The organism is Streptomyces sp. CNB091 (genome assembly GCF_000377965.1).
Map to the genome: position 1 here is coordinate 1 of NZ_KB899002.1, position 19,906 is coordinate 19,906.

Annotated in this window: 17 protein-coding genes and 4 tRNA genes; 7 read left to right on the plus strand and 14 right to left on the minus strand. The window is 73.2% G+C overall.

Annotated elements, in window-relative coordinates; translation table 11 throughout:
- Positions 1-62 precede the first annotated feature (62 nt).
- The 4 genes from D581_RS0122300 to D581_RS0122315 all read left to right on the plus strand — a co-directional run bounded on the left by D581_RS0122300 (position 63) and on the right by D581_RS0122315 (position 407).
- Positions 63-136, plus strand: a tRNA-Cys gene (locus tag D581_RS0122300).
- A gap of 1 nt (position 137) precedes the next feature.
- Positions 138-209 (plus strand) — tRNA-Val (locus tag D581_RS0122305).
- Between the two features lie 19 nt (positions 210-228).
- Positions 229-300: transfer RNA gene (locus tag D581_RS0122310), tRNA-Val, on the plus strand.
- Positions 301-332: 32 nt separating this feature from the next.
- Positions 333-407: transfer RNA gene (locus D581_RS0122315), tRNA-Val, on the plus strand.
- Positions 408-525: 118 nt separating this feature from the next.
- On the opposite strand, the gene D581_RS0122320 is transcribed toward D581_RS0122315, so the two are convergent.
- From D581_RS0122320 to D581_RS0122330, 3 genes are all read right to left on the minus strand, one after another.
- The gene (locus D581_RS0122320; RefSeq protein ID WP_018959419.1) at positions 526-840 is read right to left on the minus strand and encodes a TFIIB-type zinc ribbon-containing protein; all 315 of its coding nucleotides are present in this window, start codon (positions 838-840) and stop codon (positions 526-528) included.
- 65 nt (positions 841-905) lie between these two features.
- Positions 906-1,886, minus strand: coding sequence for an aminoglycoside phosphotransferase family protein (locus D581_RS0122325; RefSeq protein WP_018959420.1), 981 nt, complete (start codon positions 1,884-1,886; stop codon positions 906-908).
- Between the two features lie 349 nt (positions 1,887-2,235).
- Positions 2,236-2,442: a hypothetical protein gene (locus tag D581_RS0122330; RefSeq protein ID WP_018959421.1), complete on the minus strand. Its 207-nt coding sequence runs from the start codon at positions 2,440-2,442 to the stop codon at positions 2,236-2,238.
- A 617-nt stretch (positions 2,443-3,059) separates the two neighbouring features.
- On the opposite strand from D581_RS0122330, the gene D581_RS0122335 reads away from it, so the two are divergent.
- A complete protein-coding gene (locus tag D581_RS0122335; RefSeq protein WP_018959422.1) occupies positions 3,060-4,394 on the plus strand; it encodes a serine/threonine protein kinase in 1,335 nt (444 codons plus the stop codon).
- A 55-nt stretch (positions 4,395-4,449) separates the two neighbouring features.
- On the opposite strand, the gene D581_RS0122340 is transcribed toward D581_RS0122335, so the two are convergent.
- From D581_RS0122340 to D581_RS0122375, 8 genes are all read right to left on the minus strand, one after another.
- Positions 4,450-5,268, minus strand: coding sequence for a TrmH family RNA methyltransferase (locus D581_RS0122340; RefSeq protein ID WP_018959423.1), 819 nt, complete (start codon positions 5,266-5,268; stop codon positions 4,450-4,452).
- 69 nt (positions 5,269-5,337) lie between these two features.
- Entirely contained in the window at positions 5,338-6,657 is a 1,320-nt protein-coding gene (gene cobA, locus D581_RS0122345) for a uroporphyrinogen-III C-methyltransferase (protein WP_018959424.1), read from the minus strand.
- Between the two features lie 260 nt (positions 6,658-6,917).
- Complete coding sequence (gene cobT / locus D581_RS0122350) at positions 6,918-10,664, minus strand: nicotinate-nucleotide--dimethylbenzimidazole phosphoribosyltransferase (RefSeq protein ID WP_018959425.1); 3,747 nt, start codon at positions 10,662-10,664, stop codon at positions 6,918-6,920.
- A 333-nt stretch (positions 10,665-10,997) separates the two neighbouring features.
- A complete protein-coding gene (cbiE, locus tag D581_RS0122355) occupies positions 10,998-12,236 on the minus strand; it encodes a precorrin-6y C5,15-methyltransferase (decarboxylating) subunit CbiE (RefSeq protein WP_018959426.1) in 1,239 nt (412 codons plus the stop codon).
- Positions 12,237-12,410: 174 nt separating this feature from the next.
- Entirely contained in the window at positions 12,411-13,097 is a 687-nt protein-coding gene (locus D581_RS0122360; protein WP_018959427.1) for a GNAT family N-acetyltransferase, read from the minus strand.
- 101 nt (positions 13,098-13,198) lie between these two features.
- Entirely contained in the window at positions 13,199-14,065 is an 867-nt protein-coding gene (locus D581_RS0122365; RefSeq protein WP_018959428.1) for a MetQ/NlpA family ABC transporter substrate-binding protein, read from the minus strand.
- 84 nt (positions 14,066-14,149) lie between these two features.
- Entirely contained in the window at positions 14,150-14,821 is a 672-nt protein-coding gene (locus D581_RS0122370; protein ID WP_018959429.1) for a methionine ABC transporter permease, read from the minus strand.
- On the minus strand, positions 14,818-15,915 hold the full coding sequence (locus D581_RS0122375; RefSeq protein WP_018959430.1) for a methionine ABC transporter ATP-binding protein: 1,098 nt from the start codon (positions 15,913-15,915) through the stop codon (positions 14,818-14,820). The genes D581_RS0122370 and D581_RS0122375 overlap by 4 nt, the downstream gene beginning before the upstream one ends.
- Before the next feature lie 597 nt (positions 15,916-16,512).
- On the opposite strand from D581_RS0122375, the gene D581_RS0122380 reads away from it, so the two are divergent.
- On the plus strand, positions 16,513-16,872 hold the full coding sequence (locus tag D581_RS0122380; protein ID WP_018959431.1) for a hypothetical protein: 360 nt from the start codon (positions 16,513-16,515) through the stop codon (positions 16,870-16,872).
- Position 16,873: 1 nt separating this feature from the next.
- Positions 16,874-17,314, plus strand: a complete 441-nt coding sequence (locus D581_RS0122385) for a hypothetical protein (protein WP_018959432.1) — start codon at positions 16,874-16,876, stop codon at positions 17,312-17,314.
- Positions 17,315-17,356: 42 nt separating this feature from the next.
- Here the strand turns inward: D581_RS0122385 and D581_RS0122390 are convergent, their stop codons facing one another.
- From D581_RS0122390 to D581_RS0122400, 3 genes are all read right to left on the minus strand, one after another.
- Positions 17,357-17,860, minus strand: coding sequence for a GNAT family N-acetyltransferase (locus D581_RS0122390; protein ID WP_018959433.1), 504 nt, complete (start codon positions 17,858-17,860; stop codon positions 17,357-17,359).
- A gap of 17 nt (positions 17,861-17,877) precedes the next feature.
- Positions 17,878-18,450 (minus strand): sigma-70 family RNA polymerase sigma factor, encoded by a 573-nt coding sequence (locus D581_RS0122395; protein WP_018959434.1) that lies wholly within the window; start codon positions 18,448-18,450, stop codon positions 17,878-17,880.
- A gap of 134 nt (positions 18,451-18,584) precedes the next feature.
- The gene (locus tag D581_RS0122400; RefSeq protein WP_018959435.1) at positions 18,585-19,754 is read right to left on the minus strand and encodes a glycerophosphodiester phosphodiesterase; all 1,170 of its coding nucleotides are present in this window, start codon (positions 19,752-19,754) and stop codon (positions 18,585-18,587) included.
- Positions 19,755-19,906 lie beyond the last annotated feature (152 nt).

The following is a 19,906-nucleotide window of genomic DNA, read 5'->3' on the forward strand; positions in this document are numbered from 1 at the left end:
CCAGTTCGAACCTGGTCGTCCGCTCGCAGAAGGTGGGGGATTCTTTCCGAGCCCCCATCCCTGGTGGAGTGGCCGAGAGGCGAGGCAACGGCCTGCAAAGCCGTCTACACGGGTTCAAATCCCGTCTCCACCTCCAAGGACGATTAGCTCAGCGGGAGAGCGCTTCCCTGACACGGAAGAGGTCACTGGTTCAATCCCAGTATCGTCCACTGATCCGCAAGGATCCCCGCGCGATTAGCTCAGCGGGAGAGCGCTTCCCTGACACGGAAGAGGTCACTGGTTCAATCCCAGTATCGCGCACGCAGTAACAAGTAACACGCAGGTTCGCCCCTGCGCGATTAGCTCAGCGGGAGAGCGCTTCCCTGACACGGAAGAGGTCACTGGTTCAATCCCAGTATCGCGCACCACCGAGAACCCCGGTCGTCTCCACGACCGGGGTTCTTTCGTCGTGCGGTCCGCCCCCTCCGTGCCCCGGTGGCGCGCAGGCCGCCGAGGCACGGAGGGACGGAGGGACGATCAGAACGATCAGGACGAGAACAGCATCCGGCCGAAGCCCTTCTGACGGTGGTGGCCGTAGTGCCCGCCATGCCCGCCGTGACCGCCGTGCTGCGGCGCGCCCCAGGCGGGGGCGGGGGCGTGGGCGGCAGGCGCGGCCGGGTAGGCCTGCGGGGCGGGGGGTGCGGGCGGGGCCTGCTGGGACCACTGGGACTCCAGGCGGGTGAGCGACTCCAGCTCGCCGTAGTCGAGGAATATCCCCCGGCAACCGCTGCACTGCTCGATCTGGACGCCGTTGCGGTTGTACGTGTTCATCTGCGCGCGACACTTCGGACACTGCATCATCGGCTCGGCTCCTCGCCCTCGTTGTGCCGTCGCCGGAATGTCTGCCCGGCGACGGTCCGTTCACCCTACGACGCGTGGTCGGCGGCCAACTCGGGCGGCAACGTAGCGATTCGGGCACAGGATTCGATCATCAGCTGTTCGAGCTCGTCCGGATCCCGTTGCTCCGCGGCGCACTTGGCCAGGGCGAGCGCCGCCGTCTGCACCGTCAGCGCGCGGGCCGGGACGTCCAGTTCGGGCCAGGGGTCCCCGGCGGCGGGCACCGCGGGCCCCCCGGCGGACCGGTAGGCGTCCAGGAAGGCGGACCAGTCCTCGGGGGGCAGGAGTCCGGCGGCGTACCAGGCGGCGGGCCGGCCGAGGTCCCAGGCCGGGTCGCCCGTTCCCGCGTCGTCCACGTCGATGAGCAGCCAGGGCCCGTCCGGAGCGGGGTGGCGGACGAGTTGGCCGAGGTGCAGGTCCCCGTGGCACAGGAAGCCGGCCCTCCGGGCGGGTGCCGGGGCCTCGCCCCGGGCCCAGGCCGGCAGGGCCCGCCAGCCGGCCAGCACGGGCAGGACGGCCGGGTCGCCGGGAATCGCGGCGGACATCCTGGCGACGGCCCGCGCGGCCTTGGCCGGTCCACGCATCGGCGGGAGCCGGAACGGGGGCTCCGTCCGGTGGAGGCGGGCGAGCAGCACCGCTGCCTCGGCCCAGGGGGCGGCGTCGGGGTCGGTGGGGTCCACGGGCGCGCCGAGCGGCCAGAGGGTGACCGGCCGCGGGGCGGGAGTGGAGTGCCCGAAGGGCTCCGCGTACCCCGGGGCGGTGAGCGGCGGGAGCAGGATCCCGGTGAGTCGCGGGGCGGCGGCCAGGGCGATCCGGGCCGCGAGCGCCTCGCGGTCGGTGTCGGCCGCGTGGGCCTTCGCGACGATCGCGCCGCTGCGGACGACCGTGCCGTCGGGCCGGTCCGCGAGGACCTGCGGCGGCTCGCACACGCAACGCGCCCCGGCGGGGTGGGAGAGGCGGTGCGCCAGGGTGCCCAGGTCATGGACGACTGAGGTCTGGGTGGTGGTCAACGGCTCCCCCGGCGGCGGTCGGCCCGGCCGTGGCACCGGTCCCGCCGTGAGCGTAACGCGAGAGCCCGCCCGGGGCTCCGACCCGGTCGGGAAGCCTCTGCCCGGGCCGGAGTCCCTGGTGCCTGCCCCTCCGGGGCCGGCACGTCAGGACACGTCCCGGGGCGGTCGGTGCCGTGTGCGTCGGCCCGGCGGGGGAACTCACGGGCCCGGACCCGGGCCCGGACAGCGCGATGCCCGGTCAGCTCCCCAGCTGACCGGACAAACGCTGCCGTCCGCCGCACCCCCGTCCCCACGGGGCTGTTGGCCGGATGTGCGGGTCCGGACCGCTCTTCCGGACCCCGGGCGCCGCTCAGCGCCCCAGCATCACCGCCACGGACGACGCCTGTGTGACCACCGCTTCCCAGCCGCCGAAGACGACCGCGAGCAGGGCCGCCAGGGGAAGGACCATCGCCGTCGCCACCAAGGGGTGACGGGTGCCGGACGAACGGGTGCCGAACGCGGCGTACGCCCTGCGTCCCTGCGTACGGACCATGGTCCGCGTTGCCGTGTCCGACATGGTTCCTCTCCTGACCTGATGGGGAGCGGCGGGCGTGTGACCTCGGGGGACGAGTGCTGCGCCCGCCGCTTGACCTCAACATTAGGTAACCGGCGAGCACGGGGCGTCATGCCCGCGTACCTAATCCCGGGCCTCCCGGAGGATGAGCCGTCGTCGATCGGCGTACTCCCCTGGGTGGAGACGGACCACCGGAGGTTGGGGTCATCCCGGAGGGGATGCCCGGACCCGTCCGGCACGCTTCCGGTGCCTGTCGGCCTGCCCCGGGGGCGTGCGCGCCGGGTGACTTCACTCACGCCCACCGCCCCGGCGGGCTGCCGCCCCGGGGCCGGGCCCCCTGCGGGACACCACCACGCCGCGGGCCCGGGCGGCGGTCACGGCCTCCGGGACGGCCGTGCCCGCGCGTTCCCGCGGTGGTCCAATCTCCCCTGCCCGGCGGCCCTTTGAGCGGACCGATCGGTCGAGGGGCCCGGATCCACCGCGCCCTGCCCCCTCTTCACCTCTCCCGCCCGGCACGGACAATCGAATCCCCCGCGAGGGCGCGGCCTCTGAGCGCGCCGGGCGCGGGGTACGTAAGCTGTGCCTCGTCAGGCGGACCAGGCAGCGGGGATGGGCAGACGATGGCGATGATGCGGCTCCGGCGCGAGGACCCGCGTCTCGTCGGCTCGTTCCGGCTGCACCGACGGCTCGGCGCGGGCGGCATGGGCGTCGTCTACCTCGGCTCCGACCGTCGCGGTCAGCGGGTGGCGCTCAAGGTGATCCGGCCCGACCTGGCGGAGGATCAGGAGTTCCGTTCGCGGTTCGCGCGCGAGGTGTCGGCCGCCCGGCGGATCCGCGGCGGCTGCACGGCCCGGCTGGTCGCCGCCGATCTGGAGGCGGACCGCCCGTGGTTCGCCACGCAGTACGTGCCCGGCCCCTCGCTCCACGACAAGGTCGCCGAGGAGGGCCCGCTGGCCGCCGCCGAGGTCGCCTCGATCGGGGCCGCGCTCTCCGAGGGTCTGGTGGCGGTGCACGAGGCGGGGGTGGTCCACCGCGATCTGAAGCCGTCGAACATCCTCCTCTCCCCCAAGGGCCCCCGCATCATCGACTTCGGCATCGCCTGGGCGACCGGGGCGAGCACGCTCACCCATGTCGGTACGGCGGTGGGGTCACCCGGCTTCCTCGCGCCCGAGCAGGTCCGGGGCGCGGCCGTGACGCCCGCGACGGACGTCTTCTCGCTCGGCGCGACACTGGCGTACGCGGCGATGGCCGACTCCCCCTTCGGGCACGGCAGTTCCGAGGTGATGCTGTACCGCGTCGTGCACGAGGAGGCGCAGCTCCACGGGGTGCACGACGCGTTGGCCCCGCTGATCAGCGCCTGTCTGGCGAAGGACCCGGAGGAGCGGCCCAGCACGCTGCAACTGTCCATGCGGCTCAAGGAGATCGCGGCGCGCGAGGCGCAGGGGCTGCACGAGAGCCGGCCGCCCGCCCAGCGCTCGGCCCAGGAAGCCGACCGGCCGACCGGCCGGATGGCCGACCCGTACGCCGATCAGCACACCCGCCGCTCGGAGGGGCCCTCCGCCTCGCGCCCCCAGCCGGGCAGGCGGGGCGCACCCGCGCGTCCGGGGTCGCCGCGCACCGGTGGCTCGCGCCCTCAGCAGGCTTCGCGTGACACGACGCGCTCCGGGAAGCGGCAGGGGTCCCCGGCCGGGACGAACGGCCGGCCGGGGACCCGCTCCGGGGGGCGCACGACCTCGGCGGGGCGGCGTCCGGCCAACCCGCGGCTGCTGCGCCAGCGGCTGGTGGTGTTCGTCGTGGTGACGCTGCTGGTGGCGCTGGGCATCGCGGCGGCGCAGGGCTGCCAGGGGCCGGCGCGTGGGCTGGGCGGCGGGACCGGGACCGGGGCCGAGCAGCAGTATCGGGTGCCGCAGACGCCGGCACAGGCACAGGCCGCGCAGGAGCCGCGGGCGTCCTGACGCCGGGACAGGCCGGGGCAGGGTTTTGGCTCCGGGACAGGCGGGGCGGCCGTGCTCAGCTCTCGGGGCGTCCCGTGGCCACCGCGTAGAAGGCGACGGCCGCCGCCGCGCCCACGTTCAGTGAGTCGACGCCGTGTGCCATCGGGATGCGGACCCATGCGTCGGCGGCCATCAGAGCCCGCGTGGACAGCCCGTCGCCCTCCGCGCCGAGCATCAGCGCCACCCGGTCCAGTCGGTGCGGGGCCGCCTCGTCGATGCTGGTCGCCTTGGCGTCCGGGGTGAGGGCGAGGAGCCGGAAGCCGGCCTCCCGTACCCCTTCCAGCGCCTTGGGCCAGGCTTCGAGCCGGGCGTAGGGGACGGAGAAGACCGCGCCCATGGAGACCTTGACGGAGCGCCGGTAGAGCGGGTCGGCGCAGTCCGGGGAGAGCAGGACCGCGTCCATGCCCAGGGCCGCCGCGCTGCGGAAGATGGCGCCGATGTTGGTGTGGTCGTTCACCGATTCCATGACCACCACCCGGCGCGCGGTGGCGAGCAGTTCGTCGGACGCGGGCAGCGGCTTGCGCTGCATGGAGGCGAGCGCGCCGCGGTGGACGTGGTAGCCGGTGACGCGTTCGGCCAGGTCGGGGGCGACGGCGTACACCGGGGCCGGGACCTCGTCGATGACGTCGCGCATGACGTCGACCCACTTGGCCGAGAGCAGCATCGACCGCATCTCGTACCCGGTCTGCCGGGCGCGCCGGATCACCTTCTCGCCCTCGGCGATGAAGAGGCCTTCGGCGGGTTCGCGTCGTCGTCGCAGCTCGACGTCGGTCAGGCCGATGTAGTCGCTCAGCCGCGGGTCGTCGGGGTCGTCGACGGTGATGAGTTCTGCCACAGGGTGATACTGCCTTGTCCGGTGTGTGGTGCCAACGCCTGGGATGAAGATGGGTAACCGCGGGTTACTTCACGCCCGGTCGCCCGGCCGGTTCCGGCCGGTCCCCGGTGCGGAGTGCGGGCCGACCGCGACGACCTCGCCGATGACGATCACGGCGGGCGGGCGCACGTCCTCGGCGACCGCGCGCTCGCCGACGTCCGCGAGGGTCGCGTCGACCCGGCGCTGAGTGGCGGTGGTGCCCTCCTGGACGAGGGCGACCGGCGTGGCCGGGTCCTTGCCGTGGGCGATGAGGGCGGCGGCGATGGCGCCGATCTTGTCGACGGCCATCAGCAGGACGAGGGTGCCGCGCAGCCGGGCGATGGCCTCCCAGTCGACCAGCGAGCGCGGGTCCTCGGGGGCGACATGACCGCTGACCACGGTGAACTCATGGGCGACGCCCCGGTGGGTGACCGGGATGCCGGCCGCACCGGGGACGGAGATGGTGCTGGAGATCCCGGGCACGACCGTGCAGGGGATGCCCTCGGCGGCCAGCGCCTGGGCCTCTTCCATGCCGCGGCCGAAGACGAACGGGTCGCCGCCCTTGAGCCGGACCACGGACTTGCCCGCCTTGGCGTGCTCGATGAGCGCCTGGTTGATCGCCTCCTGGGCCATGAACCGCCCGTACGGGATCTTCGCGGCGTCGATCACCTCGACGTGCGGCGGGAGTTCGTCGAGCAGGTCGCGGGGGCCGAGGCGGTCGGCGATGACCACGTCGGCCTCGGCGAGGAGGCGGCGGCCGCGCACCGTGATCAGGTCCGGGTCGCCGGGGCCGCCGCCGACGAGCGCGACGCCGGGGGTGCGGGTGCGGTGGTGCGGGGCGGCGAGGGTGCCGTCGCGCAGGCCCTCGACGATGGCGTCGCGGATGGCGGCGGAGTGCCGGGGGTCACGGCCCTGGGAGGTGGTGGTGAGGACGGCGACGGTCACGTTCTCGCTGCGGCCGGTGGCCGGGGTCCAGGCGGTGGCGGCCTCGGCGTCGTCGGCCCGGACGCACCAGGTACGGGTGCGCTCGGCCTCGGCGGAGGCGGCGTCGTTGGCCGTGGTGTCGGAGGAGGCGATCAGGGCGTACCAGGTGTCGGCGAGGTCGCCGTCCTGGTAGCGGCGGCGCTCCCAGCGGATCTCCCCGGCGTCCGCCATGGCCTCGACGGAGGGTGTCGCGGAGGGGGAGACCAGAGTGATGACGGCCCCGGTGGCGATGAGCTGCGGCAGCCTGCGCTGCGCGACCTGACCGCCGCCGACGACGACGACGCGGCGGCCGTGCAGACGCAGTCCTACGGGGTACGCGGGGTGGTCGGCGTGACCTGCGCGGTCGGCGTGACCTGCGTGCTCGGCGTGGGCTGCGTGCTCGGCCATGGCGGTACGGGCTCCTCGTGCGGGTGCTGCGTAGGGCCGCTGCGGCGGTGGAGCGGCTGTGACGTGCGGAAAGCTGAGGTCTGGGTCGGGAACACGATACGGGGTGGGGGGCGCCCGCGGCGGGCCTGTCCCCTCCCCCGCCCCTTCCCGGGACCGGAGCTCCGCCCCGGTCCCCCTTCGTCCTCAAGCGCCGGACCGGCTGGATTCGGGGCTCCGCCCCGGACCCCGCTCCTCAAACGCCGGAGGGGCTGGTCGGGCGGCTACTTCTCCGTCACGCCCGCCGAGTCGAACGTCGCCACTTCGTGCATCGCGCGCGCCGCGCTCTGCACGATCGGGAGCGCCAGCAGCGCGCCGGTTCCCTCGCCCAGTCGCAGGTCGAGGTCGACCAGCGGGCGCAGGCCCAGCTTGTTGAGCGCGGCCACGTGGCCGGGCTCCGCGCTGCGGTGGCCGGCGATGCAGGCCGCCAGCGCTTCGGGGGCGATGGCACGGGCCACCAGGGCCGCCGCGCCCGCGCTCACGCCGTCCAGGATCACCGGCGTGCGCAGGGAGGCTCCGCCCAGGAGGAAGCCGGCCATCGCCGCGTGCTCCAGGCCTCCGACCGCCGCGAGTACACCGATCGGGTCGGCCGGGTCCGGCTGGTGCAGGTCCAGGGCGCGACGGACGACGTCGACCTTACGGGCGTGCATCTCGTCGTTGATGCCGGTCCCCCGGCCCGTCACCTCGGAGGCGTCGGTCCCTGTGTACACGCAGATCAGGGCCGCCGACGCGGTGGTGTTGGCGATGCCCATCTCGCCGGTGAGCAGGGCCTTGTTGCCTGCCGCCACCAGGTCCCGGGCGGTCTCGATGCCCACCTCGATCGCCGCGAGGACCTCTTCGCGGGAGAGTGCGGGGCCCGTCGTGAAGTCCGCTGTTCCCGCGCGTACCTTGCGGGGCAGCAGACCCGGGGTCGCCGGCAGGTCCGTCGCCACGCCCACGTCCACGACGCAGACCTCGGCGCCGACCTGGGCCGCGAAGGCGTTGCACACCGCTCCGCCGCCCAGGAAGTTCGCCACCATCTGGGCGGTGACCTCCTGCGGCCAGGCGGTGACGCCCTGGGCGTGTACCCCGTGGTCGCCGGCGAAGATCGCGACGGCCGCGGGCTCCGGGATCGGCGGCGGGCACATCCGGGAGAGCCCGGACAGCTGTGCGGAGATGATCTCCAGCATGCCGAGCGCGCCGGCGGGCTTCGTCATCCGCTTCTGGCGTTCCCACGCCTCGCCGAGCGCCTTCGCGTCGAGCGGGCGGATCGCGGAGATCGTCTCCTGGAGCAGGTCGTGCGGCTCGGCGCCGGGCAGCGCGCGACGGCCGTACGTCTCCTCGTGGACGACCCAGGACAGCGGGCGGCGCTTGGACCAGCCCGCCTGCATCAGCTCGGGCTCCTCAGGGAACTCGTCGACGTAACCGACGCACAGGTAGGCCACGACCTCCAGGTGCTCGGGGAGGCCGAGCGCGCGGACCATCTCCCGCTCGTCGAAGAAGCTGACCCAGCCGACGCCGAGGCCTTCGGCGCGCGCGGCGAGCCACAGGTTCTCGACGGCGAGGGCCGAGGAGTACGGGGCCATCTGGGGCTGAGTGTGCCGGCCGAGGGTGTGACGGCCGCCGCGGGTGGGGTCGGCGGTCACGACGATGTTGACCGGGGTGTCGAGGATCGCCTCGATCTTCAGTTCCTTGAACTGCTTCGCCCGGCCCCTGGGCAGCGACTTGGCGTAGGCGTCGCGCTGGCTCTGGGCCAGTTCGTGCATGGAGCGGCGGGTCTCCGCGGAGCGGATGACGACGAAGTCCCACGGCTGCGAGTGGCCGACGCTCGGCGCGGTATGCGCCGCCTCCAGCACCCGGAGCAGGACCTCGTGCGGAATCGGGTCGCTGCGGAAGCCGTTGCGGATGTCCCGGCGCTCGCGCATGACCCGCAGGACCGCTTCCCGTTCGGCGTCGTCGTAACCGGGGGCGGGCGGGGTGAACGGCTCGGCCTGTCCGGCGGGTTCTGCGGCTTCGGTGGGCCCTTCGATCTGCTGTGCCGCCTCCGACTGCTGTGCCGCCTGCGGTTGCTCTGCCGACTCCGACTGCGGCGGTGCCTCGGTGTGCTGCGGTGCTTCGATGCGCTGCGGTGCTTCAGCCTGTGCCTGGTGGTCGGCGGCGGGCGCCTGGTGGTCGGGCGCGGGCGGCTCCGGGAGCTCCGGTGTCTCGATGACCTCGGGGCCGGTGCCGTCCTCGGCCTCGGGCGCGGCCACGTCGTCCGCTGCTGCCGCCGTTGCGCCGGCGGGCTCGGGGGCGGGGGCGGGGGCGGGGGTGGTTTCCTGCTCCGTTACGGGGAGTTGCTGGGCCGTCGGCTCCTGCGCCTCCGTTCCCTCAACTCCCTCCGCTTCCTCCGTCGCGGGCTCGGCCGACTCCACCGATCCCACAGGTTCCACCGACTCCACCGGCTCCACAGCGACGGGCTGCACGGGCTCGGGAGCGAGCGGCTCGGGAGCCGGCTCCGGCGCAACCACTTCCGGGGCCACAACCGCTTCCGGGGCCACAGCGGCTTCCGGAGCAGCGAGGGCTTCCGCGCTCTCGGTCACCGCTGCCGCCGGGGCCGGCTCAGGAGCCGGTTCGACGGGCCGCTCCTGCTCGGGCACCACTGCCTCGGGCTGTACCACCGGCGCGACGAGAGGCGTTTCCTGTGCCGGGGCCTGGGCCTCGGGGGCCGCGGCCTCCACCGGGACGGCCTGGGCCTCGGGCTCCGGGGCCGTGGCGGCATCGTGCTGCGCCGCCATCGGCTCCGACGGCCCGGATGGGGCCACCTCGTCGGCCGGAGCCTGAGCGGGTGCCTCTGCCGGAGCCTCCGGCCGGGCCGCCTCGGGCTCCGGGACGACGACGGGGCCGGCGGGGGGCGTCTCCACGGCGGCCGGCTCGGGGACGACCGTTTCTGCCGGGGCTGCCTGCGGGGCCTCTTCGGGCTGCGCGGCGGCGGCGGGCTGCTCCGGCCGCACCGGCTGCTCGATCGGGGCCGCCGAAACCGCCGCCGGGGCGGGCACGGCCACCGGCTCGGCCGGCAGTACCGGCTCAGCCGACTCGGTCGGCTGTACCGTCTCGACCGCCTCAGCAGTCTCGACCGGCGGAACCTCCTGAACCGGCTCCTCGGCCTCGACCACGGCCTCGGCCTGTTCGACCGCCAGGGCCTGCTCGACCACGACGGGCTCGGCCGCCGGCTGCTCGGCCTCGACAGCCTGAACCTGCTCCGGCTGCCGAGCCGTGTCGGCCTGCGCCGGCTCCACGATGACCTGCTCCGGCTCCGGCTGCGGCGGCTGAGCCCCCCACGGGGCGCCGGCCTGCGGCGGGATCTCGCCCAACTGCGGGCCGGGCAGGGCCGAGGGGTCCTCGGCCGGGACCTCGACGTGCGCGGGGCCGGCCGTCGGCGGGCCCGCGTGGCGTGCGGGGGCGGCGGTCCGGGTGGCTCCGGCGGGGCCACGGTCGGCCAGCGAGCGCACGACGCCGCCCTGCGTACCCCCGTACGTCGGGGCCTCGGCGGAGGCGGGGCCCCGGTGCAACGGGCGGCGGGCGGGGGCGGTCGCGGTGGCCGCGCCGACCGGTGCGGGTGCCGGGTTACGTACGCCGTCGAGGTCCACGGAGCCGGAGTCGCGGCCACCGGACTCATGGGTGCTGTGCGTCTCGGCGGGGGCGGCGGGAGCGAACTGGCCCTGCTGCGCGGGGAGCTGCTGGGCCTGGGCCTGGGGCGCACCCTGTTGGAGAGCGGCGGGCTGCGCCACCGCGGTCTGCGCGGCGGACTGGCCCTGCGCGGGGGCCGGGGCTGCCTGCGGGTCGCTCCAGGCGCCCTGGGAGGTCGGCATCAGCAGAAGGTCGTCGTCCTCGGGAGTGTGCTCGGAGGGGTCGAGGAAGGTGTACGCGTCCGGGGCGGGGATGCCCGGCTGCTCCACCATGCCTGCGTTCTCCGGCAGTCCCTCGCCCGGGATCTGGCCGGTGTCAGTCATGCGTACCCCTCGCCCATCGTCAGTGCTCCTTCGGCCCTTCGCCCGGGACGCCGAACCACGGCACGCCGGTGCTCGTCATCAAGAACGAGCGGGCTCGCCGCGCGGCACGAAACGCCCGCGGGGCTTCCTATTCTCGCGGCCGTTCGCCGCCGCGGCAGGCTGTTCCGCCACGGCTCACTGTGGACTGCGCCACGTTGCGCGTCCCCCGGGTTGTGCCGTACCACAGTGCGGACCAAAACGGTCCACTTTTCCGGACATTGACGAACGAAGCGACGAACGGCCGGGTGCGGTACAACAATCCGCCAGCCTACCTTCCGCACCGGGCCGAGCGGGTCAGGGGGCGAGGTCCGAACGGCGTCCGGACAGCAGGAACACGACCGACCTCTCGCGCTCGGTCCAGGCGGTGGTGTCCAGGTCGACGGACTGGAGCAGCGCGCATTCGACCGTGTAGCCGTTGCCGGTGAGCGCCCCGCCCAGGGCCTCGGCCTCGTCGCGGGTCGAGGCGTGGGTCACGATGCGTTCGGGGCGGCGGTCGGCGACCGCCGTGGCCACGGGGACTCCGCCGCCGCCGATCCGTACGACGTCCGGTTCGGGCAGCCGCTCCAGGACGTGCGGGGCGCGGCCGCGGACGACCTGGACGGGGACGCCGAAGGCGCGGGCCGCGGCCTCGGTGCGGGCACAGGCGGCCGGGTCGTCGTCCACGGCCAGGACCGCCGCGCCGAAGCGGGCCGCCTCGACGGCGAGGGCGCCGCTGCCGGAGCCGATGTCCCAGACCAGGTCGCCGGTGCGGGGGCCGAGGCGGGCGAGCTGGGCGGCGCGCAGGCCGGGGAACTCGCCCTCGCCGGACTCCTGCATCCGCTCGGCCCCGGCGGCCCGGTAGGCCTCCGCGGGCAGGGCCCAGCCCCGTATCCCCTGGGGGTAGGCGGGCTGGCGGCCGGCGATCCAGGCGCCGGCGGCGGTGGTCTCGGGGCCGCCGCCGATGACGATGACGACGTTGGGGTCGCGCCAGGCGTGGTCGGCCGCCTTGTCGGAGGTGAGGACGGTGACGCGCTCGCGGGCGGCGCCGAGTTCCTCGCAGATCACGAAGGTGCGGTGGACGCCGTCGAGGAGCAGGGCCAGTTCGGCGGGTCCGGCGCCCGGTGAGGTGAGGACGGCGACCTTGTGGTGGGCCCGGCAGACGTTGACCGCGCGGCGCAGGGTGCGGGGGTGGGCGACGACGACCTGGGCGTCGTCCCAGGGCATGCCGGCCCGGGCGAAGGCGGTGGCCACGGAGGAGACGGCGGGGACGACCTCGACCTCCAGGCCGTGTTCGCGGGCGCGCAGGGTGCGGACGACGCCGAAGAAGCCGGGGTCGCCGTCGGCGAGGACCACGGCGCTGCCGCGGTGTCCCGCGATCCTGCGGGCGGCGAGGTCGACGCTGCCGAGGCGGATGCGTTCGGCCTGCGGGGGCACTTCCGGCAGGGCGAGGTGGTGGGCGGCGCCGGCGACGAGCGTGGCGGCCGAGAGCGCGGCCGTGGCCGCTCTGGTCAGTGGCGAGCCGTCCCAGCCGATCACCGTGACCCGGTCGGCCATCGTCGTCTGTCTCCTGAGGTGTCGGAGGGGGCGGGGCGCGTACGCCCGTGCGGTGCGGACGTTTCCCGTGCGGCGTTTCCCGTGCGGCGTTTCCCGTGCGGCGTTTCCCGTGCGGTGCCGGGCAGGGGTGAGAGTACCTGGTCCGGACCTCGGGCTCGCGGCAGGCCTCGGGCTCTACTTCCAGGTGTTGTACGTGCCGTAGTCGCCGGCGTCGGCGAGCTGTTCCGCGACCCCTTCGAGGTCCTCGGGGAGGAGTCCCCAGACGATCAGGTCGGTGCGGATGTCGGTCCAGCCGCCGTCGGTGCCGTTCTCGGTCCGGGTGCGGGCGATACGGGCGTTGCGCAGGACGCCCTCGCTGATGCAGCCGAGCTTCTGGGCGACCTGCTGGGAGGCCGTGTTGTCGGCGGGAGTGCGCAGTTCGATGCGTTCGAAGCCCTGGTCCCGGAAGAGCCACTGGGCTATGGCGAGCACGGATTCGGTGGCGTACCCCTCGCCGCGCGCCCAGGGGGCGGTGATGTAGCGGACCTCGGTGGAGCGGGTACGCCAGTCGGTGTCGAGGAGGCGGACGCTGCCGACGAGCCGCTGGGTGAGGAACTCGGTGACGGCGAGGGCGATGCCGTGGCCCCCGGTGCGCTCGGCAGAAGCGATCCTGCGTACCCAGCGTTCGGCGTCGACCTGGGTGTACGGGTTCGGCCCGTCCATCCACGCGACGACCGCCTCGTCGTTCATCATCTCGATGTACGCGGGGATGTCGGCCATCTCGAAGGGGCGCATCACCAACCTGTCCGTGCTGATGGAGATGGACGGAAAGGTGGTAGTCATGCGCAGCTCCATGCCGAAGACCGGTGAAAAGCACAGCATGCAGCATCGGGTGCGTGGTGCGCATGGGCGGGGCCGCACGACGGAGCCCCGCGCCTCCGGGAGGGAAGTGCGGGGCTCCGTCGGCAAGTGCCGGGTGGGCGTCAGGACTTGGCGGGGGCGCCGAAGGCCGGGATGATCGAGCCCTGGTAGGTGTCCTCGATGAACTTCTTGACCTCGTCGGAGTTGAGGAGCTTCGCGAGCTTCTCGACGCGCGGGTCCTTCTCGTTGCCGTCCTTGACCGCCAGGATGTTGGCGTACGGGTTGCCCTCGGCCTTCTCCAGGGCGAGGGAGTCCTCACCGGGCTTCAGGTCGGCCTCGATGGCGTAGTTGCCGTTGATGACGGCGGCGTCCACGTCGCCCAGCGCGCGAGGCACGGTGGCGGCCTCCAGCTCCTTGAACTCCAGGCCCTTCTTGTCGGTGATGTCGCTCAGCTTGGCGCTGGTGCCGACGCCGTCCTTGAGGGTGATGAGGCCGTTCTCGGCGAGCAGCTGGAGGGCTCGGCCGCCGTTGGTGGTGTCGTTGGGGACGGCGACGGTCTGGCCGGCCTTGATGTCCTTGAGGTCCTTGACCGTCTTGGAGTAGAGGCCCAGCGGCTCCAGGTGGACGTCGGCCACGGGCACGATGGTGGTCTTCTGCTTCGCGTTGAAGTCGTCCAGGTAGGGCTTGTGCTGGAAGAAGTTGGCGTCGACCTGGCCGTTCTGGGTGGCGGTGTTCGGCAGGACGTAGTCCGTGAACTCCTTGACCTCCAGGTTGAGGCCCTCCTTCTTCGCCAGGTTCTTCTTGACGAAGTTCAGGATGTCGGCGTGCGGCGTCGGGGACGCGGCGACGACCAGGGCCTTGGAGGTGTCGGCGTTCGCGCCGGTCTCGCTCTTGGCGGCCGGGTCGGAGGCCGTGCCGCAGGCGCTCAGGCCCAGGGCGAGGGCGGCGGCGGAAGCGACGGTTGCGGTGATCTTGATGTTCTTGCGCACGAAAAGTGCCTCTTTCTTGTGGTGGTGCGCCCGGACAAGGAGTTCGAGCTCGGTGGGACAGAGAGTTCTGGGGAGGGCCGGGCCTCAGGAGGCGGTGCGGCCGCGGCGGGCCAGCAGTCGGACGGCGAGGTCGCCGATCAGCTGGATCACCGTGACGATGACGACCAGGAGCGCGACGGTGACCAGCATGAACCGGTTGTCGAAGCGCTGGAATCCGTTGGTGATGGCCTGGGAGCCGAGCCCTTCGCCGCCGACCGCGCCGGCCATCGCGGAGTAGCCGATGAGCACGATGAGGGTGGTGGTGACACCCGAGACGAGCGAGGGCAGGGCCTGTGGGAGGAGCACCTTGCGGACGATCGTGGGGATGGAGCCGCCCATCGACTGCACCGCCTCGACGAGTCCGTGGTCGACCTCGCGGATCGCCGTCTCGACGAGCCGGGCGAAGAACGGGATGGCTCCGACGGCGAGCGGCACGATCATCGCGGTGGGACCGATGAAGGTGCCGACGACCCAGGTGGTGAAGGGGATCAGGGCGATCAGCAGGATGATGAACGGCAGGGAGCGGCCGATGTTCACGATCACGCCGACGACCTTGTTCACCAGGGTGTTCTGGAGCAGTCCGCCCTTGTCGGTGAGGACCAGGAGGATGCCGAGCGGCAGTCCGCCGGCGACGGTGACCAGCGCGGACCACAGCACCATGTAGAGGGTGTCGACGGTGCCCTGGGTCAGCAGGGGCTGCATTTCGGACCAGGTCACTTGACGACCTCCTTGGTGAGCGCGGCGGACGTCTGCTCCGGCACTACGGGGGCGGGCGCATCGGTCCCGGCGCCGGCCGCCGGGTCGGTCGCGTCCTCGACGACCTCGGCCTGGAGGCCCTGCTCGCGCAGGAAGCCGATGGGAACGACGTTCTCCTCGAAGCGGCCGGGCAGCTCGATGCGCATCCGGCCGATCTGCTTGCCGCCGACGGTGTCCATCGCGGCGCCGAGGATCGAGATGTCGATGTTGTACGTACGGGAGAGCTGGGAGATGACCGGCCGGGAAGCCGATTCCCCCTGGAAGGTGACGTCGACGACCGTACGGTCGGGGCCGGAGGCGGTCCCGCCGACCGGGAACAGCTCGTGGGCCAGTTCGGAGCCGGGGGTGGCGAGGAGTTCCGCGACGGTCCCGGACTCGACGATCCGGCCGCGCCGCATGAGGGCCGCGGAGTCGCAGACGGTCTTGACGACGTCCATCTCGTGGGTGATGAGCAGGACGGTCAGGCCGAGCTGCTGGTTGAGGTCGCGCAGCAGCTGGAGGACGGAGCGGGTGGTCTCGGGGTCGAGTGCGGAGGTCGCCTCGTCCGAGAGCAGCACCTGGGGGTCGCCCGCCAGGGCGCGGGCGATGCCCACGCGCTGTTTCTGACCGCCGGAGAGCTGGCCGGGGTAGACCTTCGCCTTGTCGGCGAGGCCGACCAGGTCGAGGAGTTCCCCGGCCTTGCGGGTACGTTCCCGGCCGGAGACGCCGAGGATCTCCAGCGGCAGCTCCACGTTGTCCAGCACGGTGCGGGAGTCGAGCAGGTTGAAGTGCTGGAAGACCATGCCGATGCGGGTGCGGGCCCGGCGCAGCTCGGCGCTCGCCCGCCGGCCGCGGCCGGCGAGGGCGGTGAGGTCCTGGCCGGCCACCGTCACGGTGCCGGAGGTGGGGCGTTCCAGGAGGTTGACGCAGCGGATCAGGGAGGATTTGCCGGCGCCGCTCTGTCCGATGACGCCGTACACCTCGCCTTCGCGGACGTGCAGGTCGACGCCGTCGAGTGCGGTGACCTCACGGTCGCGCGACTGGTAGACCTTCGTGAGGCCCGTCGTGGTGATCACAGGGGTTTCCGTCACTGTCGAGTGCGCGGCGCGGTGTCCGCCGGGCACGGGGCATTCGTCTGAAGAGACTTTTCGGGCTGGTCGGCCGGGTGTCTCGGCACGGCTGTACGCGGCGGTCGGCCGGGGCAGCGCATGCGCGGGCGCGCTCGTTCCGCAGGGGGCGGACGGCGCAGGCTCGGTCTCGCTTCGGGGCGCGAGGCTCAGGCGGGGGCCCTCAGAAGGCGCGCATTCGACACATACAACGAGCACCGGGCGTGCTGATCGCCTCGGTCGCAAGGGTGCGGCTGCTCGTCGTGGTCATGGGCCAAGTAAAACAGACGTGAGGTCTCCGCGATCCCTGCTGTCCGCATAGCGGACAGTACTGGATGGCCGGACGCTGACCTTCCGTTTACGCCGGAAGGCGCGCGGCGCACCGCTGTGACCTGCGATGACAGGGTGATCGCCGGGGCGGCTTCAGGAGTGACCGGGTGGCCGGGGAGCGGAACCTCGGCCGCCGGTTGTGGCCAAGGCCACGATGGGGGCCCCGGTGCGGTGGCCGCCTCCGTGGTGGCCGGGGCCGCACGCGGGCGGGCGTTCCGTCCGTAATACCCTCGACTCATGCTTGACGCCCTGACGGTCGCGGTCGCCGTGACCGCGCTCGCCCTCGCCGCCTGGTGCGGACATGCCGCCTACCGGGACCAGCCGACGAAGGACTGGCACTTCATCGGGATGGCGGTCGTCTCCGTGCTGGCGTTGGCCCAGTTGGCCGTGGGCGTCGTGCAGCTGGCGCGCGGGGAGCGGCCGGAGCAGGGAATGGCGGTGTTCGTCGCCTATCTGATCGGTTCGTTCGCCGCCGTGCCCGCGGCCGGATTCCTGTCGTTGACCGAGCGGACCCGCTGGGGTTCGGTCACCGTCGCGGCCGGCGCGGTCGTGCTGGCGGTTCTGGAGGTCCGGCTCTATGACATCTGGGGAAACTGACGTGAGCGACACCGACCGCCCCGAGGTGGCCACGGCCCCGAAGCCGTCCTTCGAACTGGGCACCGGTCCCGGCCGGGTCCTGGTGTGGTTCTACGGGGTGTTCACGGTCGCGGCGGCCTCGCGGACGATCGTCGAGATGGTCAGGGGTTTCGACCGTGCGCCGCTGGCGTACACGCTCTCGGCCGTCGCGGCCCTGGTGTACGGCTTCATCACGTACTCGCTGGTGCGCGGCGGTGAGAAGGCCCGCCGGGCGGCGCTGGTGTGCTGTGCCGCGGAGCTGCTCGGTGTGCTGGTCGTCGGCGCGTGGACGCTGGTCGAGCCGGCCGCCTTCCCGGACTCGACGGTGTGGTCGGACTTCGGGATGGGCTACCTCTTCATCCCGGTGATCCTGCCGGTCACCGGGATGATCTGGCTGCGCCGCGCGAAGACGGTCGCGGTCTAAGGACCTGTCGACGCCGTTTCGGCCCCGCCGCGCGGCGCACGGTCAGGCGCTGGCCACGTAGTCCCGGTCGGCGGCGTCCTTCTCCAGCAGGACCATCCGGACGCCGTCGGCTCCGGTGACGGCCCCGACCTGGGCGTATCCGGCCCGCCGGTAGAGCCGCAGATTGCCCTCGCTGCGGTGTCCGCTGTGCAGCCGGAAGCGGGTCGCCGCCCGCTCGGCGGAGAGCGCGGACTCGGCAGCGAGCAGCAGCCTGGCACCGAGGCCGTGACCCTGGAGCCGGGGATGGACGCAGAGCTTGCCGATGAGGCCCGTGCCGTCCGGGTCGGTGCCCCCTCGGACCGAGCCGACGACCTCGTCCCCGAGCCGGGCCACGAACACCAGGTCGTCGGCGACTTCGGAGCGCAGGGACGCGAGGCTCTGGACGAGCGGGTCGATCCGGTAGTTGTCGTAGAGCTCCGCCTCGCGCTGGAAGCAGAGGTACTGAAGTCTGAAGATCTGCTCGACGTCCTGTGCCGTCGCCGCCGAGATGGTCACGCTCATGCCCATGTGTGCACGCCTCCCGCTCACCTGTTCGCCGGTTGCCTACCGCTCCCTTCCCGCACGGAAGGAGCGACAACCTCCGCAGCCAGCATTCTGCGCAGACATCCAAGGCAACGGGAACGGATCGGGCCCAAGCTCCCCTGTGACATACCCAACTCCCCTGCGATTTCCCGGTAGGTCGGGTCGCTGGGGGCCAGCATCGCCTCCAGCAGCCGGGGGCAGCGGCCAGGCAGCCGGGCCAGCGCGGAGCGCAACGCCCGGCGTTCGGCGGCCCCGAGGGCGGCGCGTTCCGGGCAGTCGGCCGGTCCGGCGGCGGGTTCCGTTCCGGCGTACGGGCGTTCCCGCCGGGCCGTCCGGCGGCCTCGGCGGGCCTCGCCCCGTACGGTGTCGCGCACCCAGCGGGCCGCGTCGGCGGGTGGTCCGGCGGCGGCCGGGCGCTCCAGCAGCCGCACCCAGACGCTCTGTTCGAGGTCGGCGGGGTCGAGCCCGGCGGCCGGGGCCTCGGCCCTCGCCTCCGCGCGCACCAGGGGTTGTAAGGCGCGGACGACGAGGGCGGTGGAAGCGGCCGGGCCGGTGTCGTGATCGGGAAGCGTCATGCCCCGGCGGACGTGCCGGGACGGCCACCGGTTGCCCCGGGCGGCGCTCCACCACCCGACCGGGGTATGCCGGGGCGGGCGGCTGACGGCGCACCCCGGTACGAGTGGTGCGCCGCGCCCGCCTCCGTACCGGGTCAGCGCCCGGCGTGGTCCGCCGCCGCGAGCAGCGCCGTGTCCGGATGGTCGGCGAAGATGCCGTCGATGCCGGTGGCGAGGTAGGCGGCGCAGGCGCCGAACACGTCACCGTAGGCGTTGGGGTCGGTGCCACGCCGGAAGTCGGCGGGCAGGAAGCTGTTCTCGTTGCGCAGCGTGTACGGGTGCAGCCGCAGGCCCTTGGCGTGCGCGTCCCGCACCAGCGTGGTCGGGGTGGTGAGCCGTCCCGAGGCGTCCTTGGGGATGACGAGGTCGAGGGTGGGGCCGATGCCCTGGGCGAAGGAGGCCATCCACGCCAGCCCGGCGGGGGTCACCAGGTCGGCGACGGTGCGCGGGTCGCCCGACTCGACGAAGTCCCAGGGGCGCTCCTTCGGGCCGGAGAGCAGGACGATGCGCGGGGTGTCGACGAGGCGCGCGAGGCGCTGGACGGAGCCGGGCTCGAAGGACTGGAGGATGAGCGCGGAGTTCCGGCGGTCCCGGCCGTAGCGGCGCAGCAGCCGGGCGAGCGGCTCCTCCAGGCCGAGGCCCAGCTTGCGGAAGTAGGTGGGGTGCTTGGTCTCCACGTACAGCCAGACCGGCCGGGAGCGCTTGCGGCCCTCCTTCTCCGCCCAGCGCAGCACCTCCTCGAAGGTGGGGACGCTCCAGCGGCCGTCGTAGAGGGTGTTGTCCGGACGGTTGCCCGGGATGCGCTCCTTGGCCCGCAGGGTCTTCAGCTCGGCGAGGGTGAAGTCCTCGGTGAACCAGCCGGTCAGGGAGAGGCCGTCGATGCTCTTGGTCGTCCTGCGGCCGGCGAACTCGGGGTGGTCGGCGACGTCGGTGGTGGCGGTGATGTCGTTCTCGTGGCGGCAGACGAGGTGGCCGTCCTTGGTCGGCACGAGGTCCTGCTCGATGATGTGCGCACCCATGTCGAGGGCCAGCTGGTAGGAGCCGAGGGTGTGCTCGGGCCGGTAGCCGCTGGCCCCGCGGTGGCCGATCACCGTCGGCACGGGCAGGTCGCGCAGCGATCCGTGGCCGCCGCCGTGGCCGCCGCCGTGGCCGCGGCCCCGCTCGGCCGCCTGGGCGGTCGCGGGCAGGCCCAGGGCCGCGGTGCCGAGGACCGCGGCGCCCAGGAGGCTCCGCCGGCCAGGGGTCTTCCACGCACGCTCCGTCATGAATGCTCCTCGCTTGGTGATGTCCGGGACCGGTCGAGCGAGGCCCGATCGTAGGCTGGGAGGTGTACGAGAAGGCGGACCGTCGGCCAACATGGCGGAAACACACGTCAACACCGTGTATCCGCTTCGTGAACCCGATGTGCGATCAGGGC

Bases quoted from the DNA above. Each gene is read 5' to 3' on its own strand.
- D581_RS0122320 (WP_018959419.1), bottom strand. From the start codon at position 840: ATGATGCAGTGTCCGAAGTGTCGCGCGCAGATGAACACGTACAACCGC.
- D581_RS0122330 (WP_018959421.1), bottom strand. From the start codon at position 2,442: ATGTCGGACACGGCAACGCGGACCATGGTCCGTACGCAGGGACGCAGG.
- D581_RS0122335 (WP_018959422.1), top strand. From the start codon at position 3,060: ATGGCGATGATGCGGCTCCGGCGCGAGGACCCGCGTCTCGTCGGCTCG.
- cobA (WP_018959424.1), bottom strand. From the start codon at position 6,657: ATGGCCGAGCACGCAGCCCACGCCGAGCACGCAGGTCACGCCGACCGC.
- cobT (WP_018959425.1), bottom strand. From the start codon at position 10,664: ATGACTGACACCGGCCAGATCCCGGGCGAGGGACTGCCGGAGAACGCA.
- cbiE (WP_018959426.1), bottom strand. From the start codon at position 12,236: ATGGCCGACCGGGTCACGGTGATCGGCTGGGACGGCTCGCCACTGACC.
- D581_RS0122360 (WP_018959427.1), bottom strand. From the start codon at position 13,097: ATGCTGTGCTTTTCACCGGTCTTCGGCATGGAGCTGCGCATGACTACC.
- D581_RS0122380 (WP_018959431.1), top strand. From the start codon at position 16,513: ATGCTTGACGCCCTGACGGTCGCGGTCGCCGTGACCGCGCTCGCCCTC.
- D581_RS0122390 (WP_018959433.1), bottom strand. From the start codon at position 17,860: ATGGGCATGAGCGTGACCATCTCGGCGGCGACGGCACAGGACGTCGAG.
- D581_RS0122395 (WP_018959434.1), bottom strand. From the start codon at position 18,450: ATGACGCTTCCCGATCACGACACCGGCCCGGCCGCTTCCACCGCCCTC.
- D581_RS0122400 (WP_018959435.1), bottom strand. From the start codon at position 19,754: ATGACGGAGCGTGCGTGGAAGACCCCTGGCCGGCGGAGCCTCCTGGGC.